This window comes from Flagellimonas oceani, from assembly GCF_011068285.1.
Taxonomy (GTDB): domain Bacteria; phylum Bacteroidota; class Bacteroidia; order Flavobacteriales; family Flavobacteriaceae; genus Flagellimonas; species Flagellimonas oceani.
In genome coordinates, this window is the sequence record NZ_CP049616.1 from 2,106,534 (window position 1) to 2,123,943 (window position 17,410).

Annotated in this window: 13 protein-coding genes; all 13 read right to left on the reverse strand. The window is 44.2% G+C overall.

Going from position 1 to position 17,410, the window contains the following annotated elements:
- Positions 1-203: 203 nt before the first annotated feature.
- Positions 204-512, reverse strand: coding sequence for a hypothetical protein (locus tag GVT53_RS09720; RefSeq protein WP_166248472.1), 309 nt, complete (start codon positions 510-512; stop codon positions 204-206).
- Between the two features lie 2 nt (positions 513-514).
- Complete coding sequence (locus GVT53_RS09725) at positions 515-1,489, reverse strand: deoxyhypusine synthase family protein (protein WP_166248473.1); 975 nt, start codon at positions 1,487-1,489, stop codon at positions 515-517.
- Entirely contained in the window at positions 1,482-2,417 is a 936-nt protein-coding gene (gene speB, locus GVT53_RS09730; protein ID WP_166248474.1) for an agmatinase, read from the reverse strand. The genes GVT53_RS09725 and speB overlap by 8 nt, the downstream gene beginning before the upstream one ends.
- 19 nt (positions 2,418-2,436) lie before the next feature.
- Positions 2,437-3,891, reverse strand: a complete 1,455-nt coding sequence (locus GVT53_RS09735) for an arginine decarboxylase (RefSeq protein WP_166248475.1) — start codon at positions 3,889-3,891, stop codon at positions 2,437-2,439.
- A gap of 464 nt (positions 3,892-4,355) precedes the next feature.
- The gene (locus GVT53_RS09740; protein ID WP_166248476.1) at positions 4,356-6,560 is read right to left on the reverse strand and encodes a xanthine dehydrogenase family protein molybdopterin-binding subunit; all 2,205 of its coding nucleotides are present in this window, start codon (positions 6,558-6,560) and stop codon (positions 4,356-4,358) included.
- Positions 6,561-6,578: 18 nt separating this feature from the next.
- On the reverse strand, positions 6,579-7,034 hold the full coding sequence (locus GVT53_RS09745) for a (2Fe-2S)-binding protein (RefSeq protein WP_166248477.1): 456 nt from the start codon (positions 7,032-7,034) through the stop codon (positions 6,579-6,581).
- A 193-nt stretch (positions 7,035-7,227) separates the two neighbouring features.
- Complete coding sequence (locus tag GVT53_RS09750) at positions 7,228-8,058, reverse strand: endonuclease/exonuclease/phosphatase family protein (RefSeq protein WP_166248478.1); 831 nt, start codon at positions 8,056-8,058, stop codon at positions 7,228-7,230.
- Positions 8,055-9,683, reverse strand: coding sequence for a sulfatase family protein (locus GVT53_RS09755; protein WP_166248479.1), 1,629 nt, complete (start codon positions 9,681-9,683; stop codon positions 8,055-8,057). The genes GVT53_RS09750 and GVT53_RS09755 overlap by 4 nt, the downstream gene beginning before the upstream one ends.
- An 8-nt stretch (positions 9,684-9,691) precedes the next feature.
- Positions 9,692-11,959, reverse strand: a complete 2,268-nt coding sequence (gene bglX / locus GVT53_RS09760) for a beta-glucosidase BglX (RefSeq protein WP_166248480.1) — start codon at positions 11,957-11,959, stop codon at positions 9,692-9,694.
- A gap of 49 nt (positions 11,960-12,008) precedes the next feature.
- A complete protein-coding gene (locus GVT53_RS09765; RefSeq protein WP_166248481.1) occupies positions 12,009-12,794 on the reverse strand; it encodes a carboxylesterase family protein in 786 nt (261 codons plus the stop codon).
- 1 nt (position 12,795) lies between these two features.
- Entirely contained in the window at positions 12,796-14,172 is a 1,377-nt protein-coding gene (locus tag GVT53_RS09770; RefSeq protein ID WP_166248482.1) for a glucoamylase family protein, read from the reverse strand.
- On the reverse strand, positions 14,165-15,541 hold the full coding sequence (locus GVT53_RS09775; RefSeq protein ID WP_166248483.1) for a glucoamylase family protein: 1,377 nt from the start codon (positions 15,539-15,541) through the stop codon (positions 14,165-14,167). Before GVT53_RS09775 ends, GVT53_RS09770 begins: the two co-directional genes overlap by 8 nt.
- A 53-nt stretch (positions 15,542-15,594) precedes the next feature.
- Entirely contained in the window at positions 15,595-17,388 is a 1,794-nt protein-coding gene (locus tag GVT53_RS09780; protein WP_166248484.1) for a LamG-like jellyroll fold domain-containing protein, read from the reverse strand.
- Positions 17,389-17,410 lie beyond the last annotated feature (22 nt).

Below are 17,410 nucleotides of genomic sequence, written 5' to 3' on the forward strand. Positions count from 1 at the left end.
TTAAAACTATTTTTTGTTTTGAATGATAATGGCAAAAGAAATGTCTGTTCGAATTTTTCCCACAGGAAAAAGTATCGAGAACAAAGGCTCTGGCCTAGAAATTGCAATTCTCGATACTAGTTTTTGTTTCACTCCAAAAAATCACTCGAATTGACGAATTTCAACCAAAATGCAAATAGAATTTCATCCATAGATTAAAAAGTCTATTCTTCTTCGGAACCTTCCAACTCGTCGGTGTCCAGGTCGGAGTCTTCGCTATCGCCGTTGTCCGAATCGTCAAAATCCTCCATGGCCATCACCAAACGCTTGCTCACTTTTATAAGGTAAGCGGTGTCGTCTGTTCTTACCTCAACACACTCCACTACTTCGTTGCTGGCATTTCTGTATGTAACTATATCATCGTCATCGTAACCATCGGGGAATTTCTCAACAAGAAGGTTGAGTATGTTCTTGTCCAATTTTTTATAATCAACGATTACACGCTTTAAAACAGGGGTTTGTCCTTTTCTCATGGTTACATGTCTAATAAGTAAGCAAAAATCAATGGTGCCACAATGGTCGCATCCGATTCAACAATAAATTTGGGTGTATCGATATCCAATTTGCCCCAAGTAATCTTTTCGTTGGGAACTGCCCCGGAATATGATCCGTAGCTTGTGGTGGAATCGCTGATTTGGCAAAAATAGCTCCAAAACGGCGTTTCGGTCTGTTCCAGATCCTGATAGAGCATGGGAACCACACAAATTGGGAAATCCCCTGCAATACCTCCTCCTATTTGGAAGAAGCCGATGCCTTTTTTAGAGTTGTTCATGTACCAATCGGCCAAGAACGTCATATATTCAATACCGGATTTCATGGTGCTCGCCTTCAATTCGCCTTTGATCACGTAGCTGGCAAATATATTTCCCATGGTGCTATCTTCCCAGCCCGGCACAACGATAGGCAGGTTTTTTTCGGCAGCTGCATACATCCATGAATCCTTGATATCTATTTCATAATACTGCTCCAACACTCCGGAAAGCAACAGTTTGTACATGAACTCGTGTGGAAAATAACGCTCTCCCTTGGCTTCTGCATCCTTCCAAATATCGTAGATGTGTTTTTGCAATCTTCTAAAAGCCTCTTCCTCGGGAATACAGGTATCGGTTACACGGTTTAGCCCGTTTTCCAGCAAATCCCATTCTTCCTGCGGGGTAAGGTCCCTATAATTGGGCACTCTTTTGTAATGTGAGTGGGCCACAAGGTTCATCAAATCCTCCTCAAGGTTGGCACCTGTACATGAAATAATGTGAACCTTGTCGGTACGGATCATTTCTGCGAATATTTTTCCAAGTTCAGCGGTACTCATTGCTCCGGCGAGGGACACCAACATTTTGGAGCCCTTGTTCAATTGGTCTTCGTACCCCTTGGCAGCGTCCACTAGGGCTGCCGAGTTAAAGTGCAAAAAGTATTTTTGTATAAATTGTGATATTTCTCCTTTGTTACTCATCGTAATCCTCTAAATTGTTTTTGGATTTTTTGAAGTCGTCATCGTCCTCAAAATTTTCATCCATGTATTCGTTGTTATTTGAAAATTTATAGCTCAACATTTTATAATAGAGCTTTGCCGCCAAGAAATCGGAAGATCTATCGATATCATTCGGGCAAAGTTCCACGATATCTAAACCTACCACGTTTTTCTCCTTAAAAACCCTTTTTAAAAAGTCGAGGGTCTCGTACCAAAAGAGTCCTCCTGGTTCCGGTGTACCTGTCGATGGCAATATGGAAGGATCGAATGCATCCAGATCAAATGTGATATACACGTTGTCCGTCATCAAATCCAGTGCGGAATCCATCCAGAAATCCTCTGAAATCATTTCATGGGCAAAGAATACATTGTCCCTGTCCATAACCAAGGTTTCGGTGTAATCCATACTACGGATGCCGACTTGGACCAGATTTGTGGTTTCCTTGGCCTCGTACATGGCACAGGCGTGGTTGTATTTTGTTCCTCCGTACTCTTTGCGCAAATCGGCATGGGCATCGATCTGTAATACGGTAAGGTCTTCCACGCATTCACTAAAAGCCCTTATGGCCCCAATAGAAATCGAATGTTCACCGCCGACCATGGTCACTAACTTGCCCCGTTTTATATAGTCCTTTACGGTTTTATGCACGGTTTCCACCATGGCATCCGGAGTTTCAAAATTTTCCAGAGTATCTGCCAAATAAATCCCTTGTTTATAGACCTCGCTATCGGTCTCGATATCATAAATCTCCATGTTTTCGGAGGCTTCCAAAAAGGCTTCTGGACCTTTGTCCGCACCTTTTCCCCAAGTACTGGTACCATCGTATGGCACGGGCAACAGTACTACTTTGGCCTTTTCGGCCGAGCCGTATTCCTTTGGGATTCCGGCATACGTTCTTTCTGTTTTCATTTTTTTAATACTTCCTTTTTCAATTATTGCTAGGTACTGATATAGTATTGGCCTTTACCTTTACTTCGGCCGTTTTTTTGCTTTCATAACCGAGAATGGACAAAAATTCACCGGCCGTTTGCTGCTCTGCAAATACAGATGTTTTTATATTGCCCTCCTCGTCCCTATTGATGAGAATGTGCTTGGGATGGGGAATAAGACAGTGTTGCAGTCCTCCAAACCCCCCAATGGTTTCTTGGTAGGCCCCCGTATTGAAAAAACCTATGTACAAGGGTTTGTCCTTTCTATATTTGGGCAGATAAATGGCGTTCATGTGCTGCTCCGAATTGTAATAATCGTCGCTATCGCAGGTAAGTCCGCCCAAAAGAATACGCTCATACTCATCGTTCCATCGGTTTATGGACAACATGATGAAACGCTTGCTTATGGCCCAAGAATCTGGCATTGTGGTAATAAACGAGGAATTGATCATGTTCCACTTTTCACGGTCGTTCTGTTGTTTTTGATAGAGCACCTCGTAAATATTGCCCCCGCTTTCCCCTACGGTAAAACTTCCGAACTCGGTAAAGATGTTGGGGACATCCACTCCGGCCTCTTCACAGGCCTGTCCAATTTGATGGATGATCTCATCCACCATATACTCGTAATCATACTCAAAGGCCAATGAATTTTTGATGGGGAAGCCACCTCCTATGTTCAAGCTATCCAACGTAGGGCATACTTTTTTTAGGCTGATGTACACCTTCAAACATTTTAAAAGCTCGTTCCAATAATAGGCCGTATCCCTGATACCCGTGTTTATAAAGAAATGCAGCATTTTCAGCTCCACCTGCTCATTGGGTTTTATGGATTGGTTAAAGAACGGAACTATGTTCTTATAGCCAATACCCAATCTGGATGTATAAAATTCGAACTTGGGCTCTTCTTCGGATGCAATGCGAATCCCTATCTGAAATTTACCTTCTATGGCATCTCCCAACAAATTGATTTCCTCATAATTGTCTATGATAGGGATACATTTTTTATGTCCGTCATTGATCAAACGGGCTATATTTTGAATGTACTGGTCCCTTTTAAAGCCATTACAGATCACATAAGTATCCTTGGTTATTCTACCGCTCTTCTTTAAATGTTCCACAATATTGATATCGAAGGCCGAAGAGGTTTCGATATGAATATCATTTTTAAGTGCCTCATTGAGCACGTGCTCAAAATGAGAGCTTTTGGTACAATAACAATAATGGTATTTACCTGCGTACCTGTGCTTTTTTATAGCGGAACCGAACCAACTTTTTGCCCGTTGAATGTTATCCGATATTTTGGGCAAATAGGTAAACTTTAGGGGAGTGCCGTACTTTTGGGCGAGTCCGTAAAGATCTATGCCGTGAAATTGTAATTTGTTGTCTTCCAATTGAAATTCCTGTTGCGGAAAATCATAAGTCTGCTCGATTAAATCGATGTATTTTGTTTTCATTTAAATTTCGTAATTGTATTAAAAGATAATGAGAAAAATAGAAGTCTAAAAATCTAATTTTTCAGATACGAAATTCAAATACGGTATAGGGTACAAAATAGGGGTTCCGCGAAAAATCACGGTTGTAACAATGTAGTTCGTCGAAAGTCAGCCCGAGTATTCGGTGTCTTGATCTTAAGACGGCTTTTTGGGTAGACTTTCTTATCCCCAAAAGCCCGAACATGAAAAAATTCTTCAAAGCTTATAGGCAATGAACCCTAATTCTTGGGATTCATTTTATGGGGCAAACATAAATAAAAATCCAACACTGCAACTTTTTTTACAAGAATTTTTATTTGATTTAAACATTTGATTATCATTTATTTAAATCAAAAAAATGAATTTTAAAAGTCTTGCCAACAAAAACTGGCCAGCAAAAAACATCTACCGGCCAGCTATTATTTTTATATTTTAATTGAATGTGATCAACCTACCAATGGCGCCTTATCGGTAATGAACGGTTGTTTGTAAAAACGCCTTCCCGTGGATTTGTACAGTGCGTTGGACAATGCCGCTATGGCAGGTGGCAACGATGGCTCACCAAGACCGGTAGGGTCTATTCCATTATCCACAAAGTGCACTTCTATATTTTTGGGCGCTTCGGCATGTCGGATTAGACGATAGGTATCAAAATTTGATTGTTGTGGTCTACCTTCTTCAAAAGACATGGCACTGTAGGTCGAGTGTCCGATCCCATCGATCATTCCCCCCTCTATCTGGTTTTTGGCCGCCAATGGATTTATCACTATACCGCAATCCACTGCACAGGTGATTTTGTCCACTCTTGGTATATCGCCACCGCCATCTTCCAGCTCTATTACTTGCGCCACATAGGAATTATGGCAGTAATAGGCCGCCACTCCACGAGCTTTGCCAGTGTCCGTTCCCCAATTGGCCTTCTCCTTTACCAATTTGAGCACGCCTGCATAACGTTCGGGGTCGTAATCGTTGCTTTCCGGATCGCCAACTGGATTGTTTATGGCCCTATCAAATAGTTCCAACCTAAAATCCAATGGGTCTTTGCCCGCAGCTTCGGCCACCTCATCCATAAAGGCCTGTTCGGCTCCCGCGATAAAGTTGGAACGTGGTGCTCTCCATGCCCCAGTGGTCACATTGGTCTGCAAGCTGTGCTTTTCTGCCAAATAATTGTCCACTGCTCCAGCGGGGAAACGGTTTTCAAAGATGAGATCATCGTTGGTTCCTGCTCCACGTACATGCCAAGCTATCAGTTTTCCGTTTTTGTCCAGTCCAGCTTTGTACTTTACTTTATAGGAAGGTCGGTAGGTACCTTGCGTCATATCATCTTCTCTGGAGTACACCAGTTTGATGGGCGCATTCATTTTTTGGGAAATTACCGCTGCTTCAATTACAAATGGCCCATAGAGCCGGCGGCCAAAACCACCTCCCATACGGGTCATCATAATATCTATTTTTTCTACGGGCATGCCCAATCGGGCAGCTACCGTTTTTTCTGTGAACTCAGGGGTTTGTATCGGACCCAACAATTCTGCTTTCTCCGGGGTCACGTGCGCAAAAAAGTTCATGGGCTCCATGGTGTTGTGGGCCAAATAGGGAGCGGAATAGGTACTTTCCACTATTTTTGCTGCACTTTTGAATGCTGCATCCACATCTCCGTCCTCTCTTGCTGGTGTTTCTGATGGTTTTTCCAGCAATTTCGCCAGGGCCTCTTCGTGGTAAGAAGTGCTTTCGGCGGTGCCATCCTGCTCCCACTCCACCTGAAGCGATTTTTTTGCCTGCATGCACTCCCAAGTACTATTGCCCACTATGGCCACAAGTTCCGCAATGCCACCTTGATCGGACCATTGCTTCTCTATACCCTCGGGATATACCTCAAAATGAAAAACATCCTTGATGCCCGGCATGGATTTCACGGCATCTGCATTCATTCCCTTATATTTCATTCCAAAAGCTGGTGGATGCACGATCATGGCCGTTAACATGCCTTCCTTATATACATCCAATCCAAACAATGGTTTTCCCGTAACAATTTCTTTACCGTCCACGTTCCTTTTGTCCGTACCGATAATGGAAAAGTTACCGTTATCCTTTAATTGTACCTCCTCGGGCACTTCGATGTTTGTTGCGGCAGAGGCCATTTCTCCATAACCCGCAGAATTTCCGCTTGCCTCATGGGTCAGCACACCATCTTTGGTGGTAATTTCATCTGCGGAAACACCCCAAGTTTGTGCTGCAGCCTCCTTTAACATCTGCTTTGCGGTGGCTCCCGCCATTCGCAAACTTTCCCATCCTTGTCGGATAGATTGGCTACCACCCGCCAACTGGCGTGTAAAAATATCCGTGTTCAGTGGCGCTTGTTCCACCATTACATCTTTCCAAGCTATGTCGAGCTCTTCGGCAACGATCATGGGCATGGATGTTTTTACGTTCTGACCTATCTCAGGATTGGGCGACATAATGGTCACCAACCCGTTATCACCAACTTTTAGGAAACCATTGAGCTCGAACCACTCTTTGGGCAGGTTGCTCACCTGTTCCGGGGTCATTTTGCACGATGCCAACCAATTAAACCCAATTACAAGTCCACCACTGGCCAATCCTGTATTCCTGATAAAGGCGCGTCGTCCTATTTTTGTCTTTACAAGTGTCATGTTAGTCTTTTTTTGGGTTTATGATTTGGCGGCCAATTTAACGGCCTTTTTGATTCTGGTATAGGTTCCACAACGGCATATATTTCCGTTCATGGCCACTTCAATCTCTTCATCTGTTGGATTGGGGTTTTTCTCCAAGAGCGCAGAAGCTGTCATGATCTGGCCGGCTTGGCAATATCCACATTGCGGTACATCCACTTCCAGCCATGCTTTTTGAACTGGGTGGTCGCCTTCTTCGGACAAGCCTTCGATCGTAGTGATTTCTTGGTCTCCCACGGATGAAACGGTCAACATACATGCCCGGGTAGCCGTGCCGTTCAAATGAATGGTACATGCGCCACATTGGGCAATTCCGCATCCATATTTTGTTCCAACTAAGTTTAAGTGGTCTCTTAAAACCCAGAGCATTGGTGTGGAGGGATCCACATCGACCTCTTGTTTTGTTCCGTTGATGTTAAGTGTATAAGTAGCCATAATGTTGATTAATTCCTTTGAAGTTAAAGATTTCTCACAACAATTTGAGCAGTTCACATAAACATCACGATAAAATTAACATTGTTTTTACGTTTTTTGCGCTTACTTAAAATGAATATAAATAAATGGCCGGTTTTATTGGTTCTTCAAGTTAAAAAACCGAATGATAATTGATGATCTAAAAGCATCGATTTTAATATTTCAACCGGGCAAAAACAGGTAAATGGTCCGATGGGTACCGAGTATCCTCCGAGTCGCTCAAAATAGCGCTTTTAAGCACCTCAAAATCATCTGACACAAAAATGTAATCGATTCTTCTTTCAACAGGTTTATTGAATTCAAAACCATTAAAGGTTCCTTCTGGGCCAAAGGCATTTGCACCGGCAGCAATGTGGGTGTCGGCCATTTCCTTTAAAATTACTTGTACGCCCGGACTGTCACTTTCCAGATTAAAATCTCCAGTGACCACTACGGGATAATCCTCGGTGTTCAACTCCTTGATCTTTTCAAGGATGAGCTTGGAGCTTTCTTCCCGCGCCTTGACCCCAACATGGTCAAAATGGGTATTGAACACCATGAACTTTGAACCATCACTTTTGTTTTGGAAAATTCCATAAGTACAAGTTCTTGGCAAGGCCGCATCCCATCCTTTGGATGGTTTTTCCGGGGTCAGGGACAACCAAAACGTGGATTGCTCAAGAAGCTTTACCCGTTTGGTATTGTAAAAAACAGCTGTGTGCTCCCCTCTTTCATCACCGTGGTCACGACCCACGCCAAAATAGGCATAGTCTTGCAGACCCTCGTCGATTTCTTTCACCTGATGAATCAATCCTTCTTGAATACCGAACACATCGGGATTATAAAAGTTGAGCTGCGAAATCAAAAAATCCTTACGGTTGTCCCAGTTGTTGGGGGCATCGTCCGGGTTATCGTAACGGATATTGTAGGATATAATGTCGATTGTTTGGGCATAAGAACTTACTAAAGTCCCTAGGGCGAAAATGGCAAAAAATATGTTTTTCATTGTATGGGTGTTCCTCTTAGTTTTTCAAAGGCCTTATAGGTTCTATCCACCTTTTCCTTGGGAGTGGTCTCGAATTCTTTGTCGGTTACTTTGTAATGGGTTTGCAAACTATCCAATTTTTTGTGCATCAAGGTTACGATATCTTTATATTCTTCATCATTGATGGCATTGTGCAGTTCCTTTGGGTCCTTCTCCAAATCGTAGAACTCCCATTCATCTATGTCATCGTAAAAATGGATGAGTTTGTACTTATCGGTTCGAACCCCATATTGCCTTTTGACCATATGAAAGGCTGGAAAATCGTAATAATGGTAATATACAGCATCCTTGAAATCATCTTGAGCGCCTTCCAAAAGTCCACGGAACGATTCCCCCTGCATATTGGCAGCATATTCCCGCCCTCCTGCCAAATCCAAAAAGGTGGGTGCAAAATCCAAGTTCTGTACCAAAGCATCAATATTGGTTCCAGGTTCGATTACCCCCGGCAACTGCATCAACAAGGGCATTCTCATCGATTCTTCGTAAATAAATCGTTTATCGAACCAACCGTGCTCGCCCAAATAAAACCCTTGATCGGAAGTATATACCACTAAGGTGTTCTCGTCCAAGCCGGTTTCCTCCAAGTAGTCCAAAATCCGTCCTATACCCTCATCAACGGATTTTACCGTGGCCAAATATTCATGCAGGTACCGTTGTCCCTTCCATTCGGCCAATTCTTTCCCATGTAGATCAGCTTCGTAAAAAGCATTGTTTTTCGGTAGATAGGCTTCGTCCCAAATGCTGCGTTGTTCCGGTGTCATCCGCTCAAAATCCGTGGTCCAAGGGTTGTGGGCCAAATCGGTGCTTCCCGGGCCATCGCTCATTTTTAGGTCGTGCCCCTCGTACATATCCCTGTAAATGGTCTGTTGTTGTTGGGCTGCCGCAGTTTGATCCTCAAACTCTGGAAAATAGGTGTCCGGCAACGGGAAAGTGATGGAATCGTAAACGTTTAAATGGCGCAAAGCTGGCATCCAATTTCGGTGCGGCGCTTTGTGGTGCACCATCAAATAGAAAGGTTTTTGGCCATCTTTCCGTTTTTGCAACCACTCCAAACTTTTATCGGTGATCAAATCGGTGGCATAACCTTCAACGACAGTGGTATCTTCGCCTTGGATAAATTCAGGATTATAATAATTTCCTTGGTCGTTAAGGATGTCCCAGTAATCGAATCCCGTTGGTTTGCCATGTAAATGCCATTTGCCTACAATGGCTGTTTCGTATCCCAACTTTTGCAAATGTTTGGGCAGGGTGGGTTGACTATTGTCAAACCGCTCACCATTCATACGGAAACCATTAATATGGCTGTGTTTCCCTGTTAAAATCACCGCTCTACTGGGACCACAAATGGAATTGGTACAAAAATTATTCTGAAAAATGGCCCCGTTCTTCGCAATCCTGTCAATATTCGGCGTTGGCGCCAACTTGCCCAACTCGTGATCATAGGCACTAATAGCTTGATAGGCATGATCGTCCGACATAATAAAAATAATGTTCGGCGGACCTTGGACAACCTTTTCTTTAGGCTTTTCTTTCTGTTTGCAAGAAATAATGAGAAGTAATCCAAGAAGCGTTAATCCAATGCGCATGTGTGATTTTATTTTAATGTGAATGTTTCCGACAGCTCGGCATTTGAATTGGTTCCCACAAAAACTTCAAACTCTCCGGGTTCTGATACAAACTCCAATTGGGCGTTGTAGAATTTTAAATCGTCCGGCGATAAAGTGATGGCAACTTCCTTGCGCTCCCCTTTTTTGAGCATGATTTTCTGAAAACCTTTCAATTGTCGTTTAGGGGGCGTAATGCTTCTGACCACATCCCGCAAGTACAATTGGACCACTTCTTCACCATCATAATTACCCGTATTGGTAACAGTCACGGTAGCGGTAATCTCCTCGCCTTGATTGATTTCCTTCTTGTTCAATTTCAGATTGGAATAGTCAAATGTGGAGTAGCTCAATCCGTACCCAAATGGCAACAAGGGCGCATTAGTCGCATCCAGGTAGTTTGACCTGAATTTTTGAAACTCGCCACTTTCCGGTGCGGGTCGTCCCGTAGCTTTTACACTATGGTACACGGGTATCTGACCTACATTGACAGGCCAAGTGGCCGTTAATTTCCCTGACGGGTTGTAATCGCCGAAAACTACATCGGCAATGGCATTTCCTGCCTCAACACCAGGGTGCCAAACTTGTATTATGGAAACGGGCATGTTAAATTCTTCTGGAATGGTAAGCGGTCTGCCGCTCATTAAAACAAGTGCGACAGGTTTTCCTGTTGCCACCAATGCCCTTATCAATTTCTTTTGACTCTCGGGGATGGAAATATCGGTACGGCTGGCCGATTCTCCGCTCATTTCGGTTGCTTCGCCTACGACGGCCACTACAACATCCGAAGTTTTGGCCAAATCCACAGCTTCTTGAAGCATGGTTTCGGGGGAACGCTCATCGATCATGATTCGTTCTCCCAAAGAATTGACATTTTTGGCAAAATCGGCATCATCAGAAATATTGGCTCCTTTTGCATAGTGTACCGTTGCTTCAGAAGCTATATTGTTAAATCCTTCCAAGATGGTAACCGCCAAATTAAAATCTCCTGTGGGAGCCCAAGTACCGAGCATATTTTCCCTGCTATCGGCCAATGGACCGATCAAGGCAATCTTTCCTTTTTTTTCCAAAGGAAGTATGTTGTTATGATTTTTTAGCAGTACGAAGGAGCGGGTCGCCAATTTGCGTGCCAGGGCCCTGTTCTCATCGGTCAATATGTCCTTTTTGGGACGTTTGGAATCCAAATACTTGTATGGGTCATCCAATAATCCAGATATATACTTGGCTTCCAAAACCCTGCGGCAAGCATTCGTAATATCTGCTTCTGTCACTTTTCCTTCATCCAGGGATTTCTTCAAAGTGGTCAGAAAACCTTCGCCCACCATATCCATATCCAGCCCAGCTTTCAATGCCAATGCAGAAACAGCTTGAAGATCCCCCAATCCGTGTGGAATCATTTCGTTGAGCGATGTATAATCCGAAACCACAAAACCTTCAAATCCCCATTGATCGCGCAGCACATCTGTCAACAACCATTTGTTACCCGTGGCGGGCACGCCATCCACGTCGTTAAAAGAACTCATTACACTGGCAGCACCAGCATCGATGGCCGCCTTGTACGGTTGCATATATTGGTTGAACATTTTGATTTTGCTCATATCCACCGAGTGGTAGTCCCTTCCGGCCTCGACCGCTCCGTAAAGTGCAAAATGCTTTACACAGGCCAACATGGTATGGGAAGCAGCCAAATCATTGCCCTGATAGCCTTTTACCATGGCCTCCGCTATTTTAGAACCGAGGTATGGATCCTCGCCTGCTCCTTCGGCAATACGCCCCCAGCGAGGGTCGCGGGCAATATCCACCATGGGAGAGAAATTCCAATTGATTCCATCTGCGGTGGCTTCCCTTGCCGCCATTTGTGCGGCTTGTTTTACCAAATCCATATCCCAACTGGACGATAGGCCCAAAGGAATGGGGTATGTTGTTTTGTACCCATGGATGACATCGGAACCAATCAATAAGGGAATGCCCAATCGACTCTCTTTAACGGCCAATTCTTGGGCCTTTCTAACTTTAGCTGGCCCTGCGACACCAAAAAGTCCCCCAACTTGCCCCGATTTGATTTTTGTGCCGACATCTTTACTGACCACTTCGCCCGTGGCAACGCCGCCGCCAGGGGTCAACAGGTTCAATTGACCAATTTTTTCCTCAATGGTCATTTTTTGCAGCAATTGCTCCACTTCTGGTATTCGCTGCTGGGCATACGCTCCAAAAAAGGAAAGGAACAGTATTGTGATTAGTAATTTCTTATAGATCATGAAATAGGTTGTTTGGTATTATTTTTTTATTCTGATGTTTTCCTTGTCCCTATTTTTTGATATGCGAGAACAACCAAGGCAACAAATCGGGTTCCGCGAATGCTGGGTCCCAGCTATTGTGATTGGCAAAATCGTACATCGTAAACTTCGGATGCACCCCTTCTTTCAACAAAGCGGAAACCATTTCCATGGATTGCAATGGGTGCACTACATTATCCTGCGCACCATGAAATACCCATAATGGCGTATTCTTGGCATAAACGGAGACGGATTCTGGTTCTCCACCCCCACAGATGGGCACAGCGGCCGCAAACGTATTGGGTTTTCTACTCAATAATTCAAAGGTTCCCATACCGCCCATGGAAAGACCCATCAAATAGACCTGATCATCTTTGGTGTACGGCTCTGCTATGGTGCTGTCCAATAAATCCATTACCATTTGCATTGGTTTTGTAGGGCCTTCGCTGTACTTAAAATCCAAATTGATGGGATAGGAACTTCTATCTACATCCACACTGGCCCAATAGCTGTCCCTGGGACACTGCGGAAATATGACAACCGCAGGGTAGCGTTCCTGCAAATAATCCGTTGCGAACAATTTGCCGCCGTTCCACAGTTGTTTTTCGTTGTCGTTTCCGCGCTCGCCTGCGCCATGCAGAAAAAGCACCACGGGATAGTTTCCGTCCTCCTTAAAGTTCTTGGGATACATAATACGGTATCGTAAGGTATCGTTCCCATCAATAAGCATTTTGGTCTTGTACTTTGATTGCCATTGTGCAGCGGCCAAATTACAAGCGAGGAACAACATAAAAAATGATAATTGTCTTGTTGTCATATCAGAATCCGAGTTTGGTCAAACCGGCCTGAACATCTTCATTTGCCATAAACAAATCCCAAAGCAAACCGGTCCTATAGTTTTCAATCATAATGATCTGCGGACCTTGGTCTATGGCCAAATACGCTTCTGCCACCCAATCGTATTCTGGGCTAAAGGCATCATAAAATCCTGCAGGCCCCAACAAATCTTCTCTATTTCTGTAAAAATAATGCATTGCAGCTAGAGATTCTTCCGGTGCATAAGGAATTGAACTGATAGCGGCGGTCGGTGAGATAACCCCTGTATCATTGTTCGGGCTATGTGCATTGTATCCTATACTTCCATCGTTGTTTCGGGAATAACTGGCCGTTAACCCCCAACAATCGGCTCCATAATCTTGATGAAACCCTGGGTTTGCCACACAATATTCATAATTTATCATGGTGTGGTTGACGTTTACATCCCAATAGTTCACATAATCGTCGGACAAATTTCGGGGGTCTAATCCCAAGTAAGAATAATGGGCCCAAAACAAGGGTCCGCCAAATTGTTCCGCTCCATTATGCTTTACCAAAAGTGGATGACCATACTGTGTATTTGCCGATTGGATTCCTCCATTTGATGCCCAACCGTTCGTATAAACTTCTTTATCAATCGAAAAATCAGGAGACGCCGCTGCCATGATGTACGTAATCAATACCTCGTTGTATCCTTTTAATTGCAGATTGATATCGAAACCATGATCGGGGCTCCAATGCCAATACAGGACATTCTGATTTTGGGTATACCAATCCCATTCCACGCCTTTCCAAAGGTCATCGGCCTGTTGGGCCAAAGCTTGTTCGGCATCCGAACCGTTTTTAAAATATTCTTTGATGCAGATAAGGCCTTGGGCCAAAAAAGCGGTTTCCACCAAATCGCCCCCATTGTCCAAATCGCTAAATGGAATCACGGCACCGGTGGCACCATTGATCCAATGCGACCATGCTCCATGAAAACGATCGGCATTTTCCAAAAAATCCAGTAAGGTGTCCAAGCGTTCCACAGCTTCGGACCTAGAAATAAATCCTCTTTCAATTCCGACCAAAATGGCCATGAGTCCAAAGCCGGTTCCACCTGCGGTTACCACCCCCTCACTATTTCCGGGGTCGTTTGGATGGTAACGTTCCCTCGCCCCGCCGGAGTTTGAATCGGCATAATCCCAGAAATACTTAAAAGTTTCCTCTTGGGCAAGGTCGAGCAATTCTTCATCCGTTATAGATGGTTCTTCCTCCTCCTCTTCAGAACCATTTCCCGGAATTTCAGGTTCCGTTGGAATATAGGTATAATCGTCCCCTCCTCCACAGGATAAAATCAATGTAGCGAAGAGAACTAGATGTAATGCTTTTTTAATCATCTGCAGGTTCCATATTTGGGCTTTCAAAACCCAATTTCCTCAAGCCTTTTTGTACTTCTTCATTGGCCATAAACAGTTTCCAGAACAGCCCGCTACGGTAGTTTTCTATCATGACGGGAATAGGCCCTTGATCAATGGCCAAATATCGGGGCAGGTACCAATCGTCCTCCAAACTAAAGGCATCATAAGGTCCGTATTTGCCTATGAGGCTATCCTGTTCGTTGTACATGAACCTTAAAAACTGTTTGCTCTCTTCAGGGGTATACGGCATGGAGGAAAGTGCAGCAGTCGGGGATATTACGCCCAAATCAGCTTCGGGGCGGTGCCCGGCATATCCATTTATGGAATAGCTGGAGGTAAGGCCCCAACAATCTTTTCCATATCCCTCATAATCCTTTGGATTGTCCACACAATATTTATAATGGATCAATGCATGGTTTTGGTTCAATTTCCAGTAATCGCCAAATTGATCTTTAAGTCCTTTAGGGTTCAAGCCCAAATAAGAATAGTGTGCCCAGAACAGTGGGCCTACGGGTGCATCGCTATGCTCGTAATGGTTCATTTCGGTCTCCAAACCATAATATGTGGTATCCTTGGTGATTGCTCCATCGACTCCCCATCCTTTTTCATAAACCGATTTTTCGATGGGGTGCGTTGGGGATGCCGCTGCCAAAATGTACATGATCAGGGCTTCGTTATAACCTCCTACGGGAAAGTTCATTTCCCATTGGTACTCAGGGCTCCAATGCCAATACAGTACATCTTCGCTATTTTTGGTGTACCAATCCCATTCTACGCCTTCCCATAGTTCTTCGATTTTTGCGGCCAATTGCTTTTCGCGCTCGCTACCATCTTTAAAATAGGCCTGGACTGTTAACAATCCTTGCACCAAAAAGGCGGTCTCCACCAAATCACCACCATTGTCTTTTTTACTGAACGGGGTCACTTTGCCAGAGGGCAACAACCAATGCGGCCAAGCTCCGTGAAAACGGTCTGCTTTTTCCAAAAAGTCCACAATACGCTCGTAGCGCTCCAAAGCCTGTTCGCGTGTGATGAAACCTCTTTCTACACCAACCAAAATGGCCATAAGTCCAAACCCAGAACCCCCGGTGGTAATAATATCCTTATCGTGGTTGGGATAAATGCCATCCAAGTGTATGCGTTCCCTTGCCAATCCTGAAACGGGTTCCGCACCATCCCAAAAATAATTGAAGGTTTGGTACTGCACCGTGTCCAACAATGCCTTGTCGGCCATGGCCAAACTATCTGCATCTACTCCAGTAGATTTCTTTGCGTCTTCCTTAGTTTTTTGGCCATTGCACCCTGTTAGCAGGGCGGCAATGGCCAGTGTGATTAAAAATAACCTCATAAAATAAACTAAACTTACTATCTCAATTTTTTTTAGTGTCAATTAAATGCACACTAATTATTCATTACTTCCTGTACCTCTTCTTGGGTAAGCGATTTGTTATAGAACCTCAACTCGTCTATTTGACTTTCATCGGAGAAATGGCCCCACTCTGTAAATGTTGGTGCACCGGAACCTATACTGAAGAAATCACAATCGGTCCAATCGATACCTGATATTGTATTTTGGCCCACCGGTTCTCCATCGATATAAACGACAGCATTGGAACCGGATATTGTAATGGCCAGGTGTATCCAACCCGTTGCAACCAATGGATCTAGGTCGGCATTTTCTCCACCATCTACCCATGCATCTGCCGTTCCATCACCTACATTTAACTTAAAGCGTTGCATTCCGCCTACATTTTCCCTAAAGAAACGGAATCCGCTTGTTCTAAGGTTCTGAACTTCTGGATAACCTGCATTTTCGGTATCCTCGGGGCCTACCGTTAAAATTCCTGCATTGTTCTCGGTGACGTTCATTTTGTACCACATGGTGGCACTGAAACTGTCCGATGTCAATCCCTGTGTTGGGAATGTTAGATAAGAATCAACGGCTCCGGCATAAGCATCGGTACCTTCTACGCTTTCTCCAGCAAATCCTGGATTTCCAACTTCGGTCGCCTCGACCTCTCTGAACATTTCCATATAGTCTCCATCAAACGGCATATAGAAGAACTCACCATCAAAGGTTGGTGGGTATGATGAAACAAACTCTCCTGAATCATCTGCCATTATGGTTAGAACTTCTTCTTGGGTTATGGCACGATCAAAGATTCTGAGCTCATCCATCAAACTTTGATCTGAAAAATGGCCCCACTCTGTAAAGTTGGGTGCCCCGGACATTATGGACAGTACATTGCAATCCGTCCAATCGATGCCTGGGAATGGATTTTGACTCACTACTTGACCATTGATGTAAACTGTGGCCTGGGAACCTGATATGGTAAATGCCAAGTTGACCCATTCACCGGTAGAGGGATCTACATCTGCCATTTCTCCACCATCAAACCATTCAGCACCTTCACCGTAACCTGCGGTAAGCTTGAATCTTTGCTCTCCACCTGCATTTTCCCTGAAGAAAGCAAAACCTTTGTTACGGTCATTGGTGGTTCCATCGGTCATCGGAGGACTCATGGTCAAAATTCCTGCACGATCAGGAACTGCATTGATTTTCAACCAAAAAATGGCACTGAACTCAGGATTTGTCAATCCGTCTGTTGGCAACGTTAAATAAGCACCTTCCGCTCCTGCATAGGCACCTGAACCATTAAGGCTTTCTTCTTCACTGGCAAACGATGGCTCCCCTTCTATGGCAGGGGTTTGGAAAGAAATCAAATCTATCCAATCGCCATTGAAGGGCATATACAGTATCTCTCCCTCATATTTGGGCAAATAAGGGGGTTCCTTGGAAAAGTTTACGGTAGCGGAAGTAGATTTTCCATCCAAATCCGTTGCGGTAACGGTCAGCTCGTGCTCCCCATCGACCAGACCTTCAAATACCAAATTGTTTACAAGTACCCTACGATAATCCACGAATCCACCGTCATAAGTGGCAATGGTAGTTCCATTCATTTGTACATTGATGGAGCCTACTTCTATGTCGTCGGTCACCTGAAATGAAATCGGCACGTTTGTAGTTTCGGCCGGCACCTGGATCACGCTTCCTGCCACGGGCGCGCTTATACTTACTTGGGGCGCTGTTTCATCAACTCCAGCATCCACAGCGGTTATGGGGTCAATTCCTTCGTTACAGGACACTACAAGAAGTGCCAGTAACATGATTATGGATTTAACTATATATTTCATCTTGTGTTGTTTATTTGGTTAG

Bases quoted from the DNA above. Each gene is read 5' to 3' on its own strand.
- GVT53_RS09720 (WP_166248472.1), bottom strand. From the start codon at position 512: ATGAGAAAAGGACAAACCCCTGTTTTAAAGCGTGTAATCGTTGATTAT.
- GVT53_RS09725 (WP_166248473.1), bottom strand. From the start codon at position 1,489: ATGAGTAACAAAGGAGAAATATCACAATTTATACAAAAATACTTTTTG.
- speB (WP_166248474.1), bottom strand. From the start codon at position 2,417: ATGAAAACAGAAAGAACGTATGCCGGAATCCCAAAGGAATACGGCTCG.
- GVT53_RS09735 (WP_166248475.1), bottom strand. From the start codon at position 3,891: ATGAAAACAAAATACATCGATTTAATCGAGCAGACTTATGATTTTCCG.
- GVT53_RS09740 (WP_166248476.1), bottom strand. From the start codon at position 6,560: ATGACACTTGTAAAGACAAAAATAGGACGACGCGCCTTTATCAGGAAT.
- GVT53_RS09745 (WP_166248477.1), bottom strand. From the start codon at position 7,034: ATGGCTACTTATACACTTAACATCAACGGAACAAAACAAGAGGTCGAT.
- GVT53_RS09750 (WP_166248478.1), bottom strand. From the start codon at position 8,058: ATGAAAAACATATTTTTTGCCATTTTCGCCCTAGGGACTTTAGTAAGT.
- GVT53_RS09755 (WP_166248479.1), bottom strand. From the start codon at position 9,683: ATGCGCATTGGATTAACGCTTCTTGGATTACTTCTCATTATTTCTTGC.
- bglX (WP_166248480.1), bottom strand. From the start codon at position 11,959: ATGATCTATAAGAAATTACTAATCACAATACTGTTCCTTTCCTTTTTT.
- GVT53_RS09765 (WP_166248481.1), bottom strand. From the start codon at position 12,794: ATGACAACAAGACAATTATCATTTTTTATGTTGTTCCTCGCTTGTAAT.
- GVT53_RS09770 (WP_166248482.1), bottom strand. From the start codon at position 14,172: ATGATTAAAAAAGCATTACATCTAGTTCTCTTCGCTACATTGATTTTA.
- GVT53_RS09775 (WP_166248483.1), bottom strand. From the start codon at position 15,541: ATGAGGTTATTTTTAATCACACTGGCCATTGCCGCCCTGCTAACAGGG.
- GVT53_RS09780 (WP_166248484.1), bottom strand. From the start codon at position 17,388: ATGAAATATATAGTTAAATCCATAATCATGTTACTGGCACTTCTTGTA.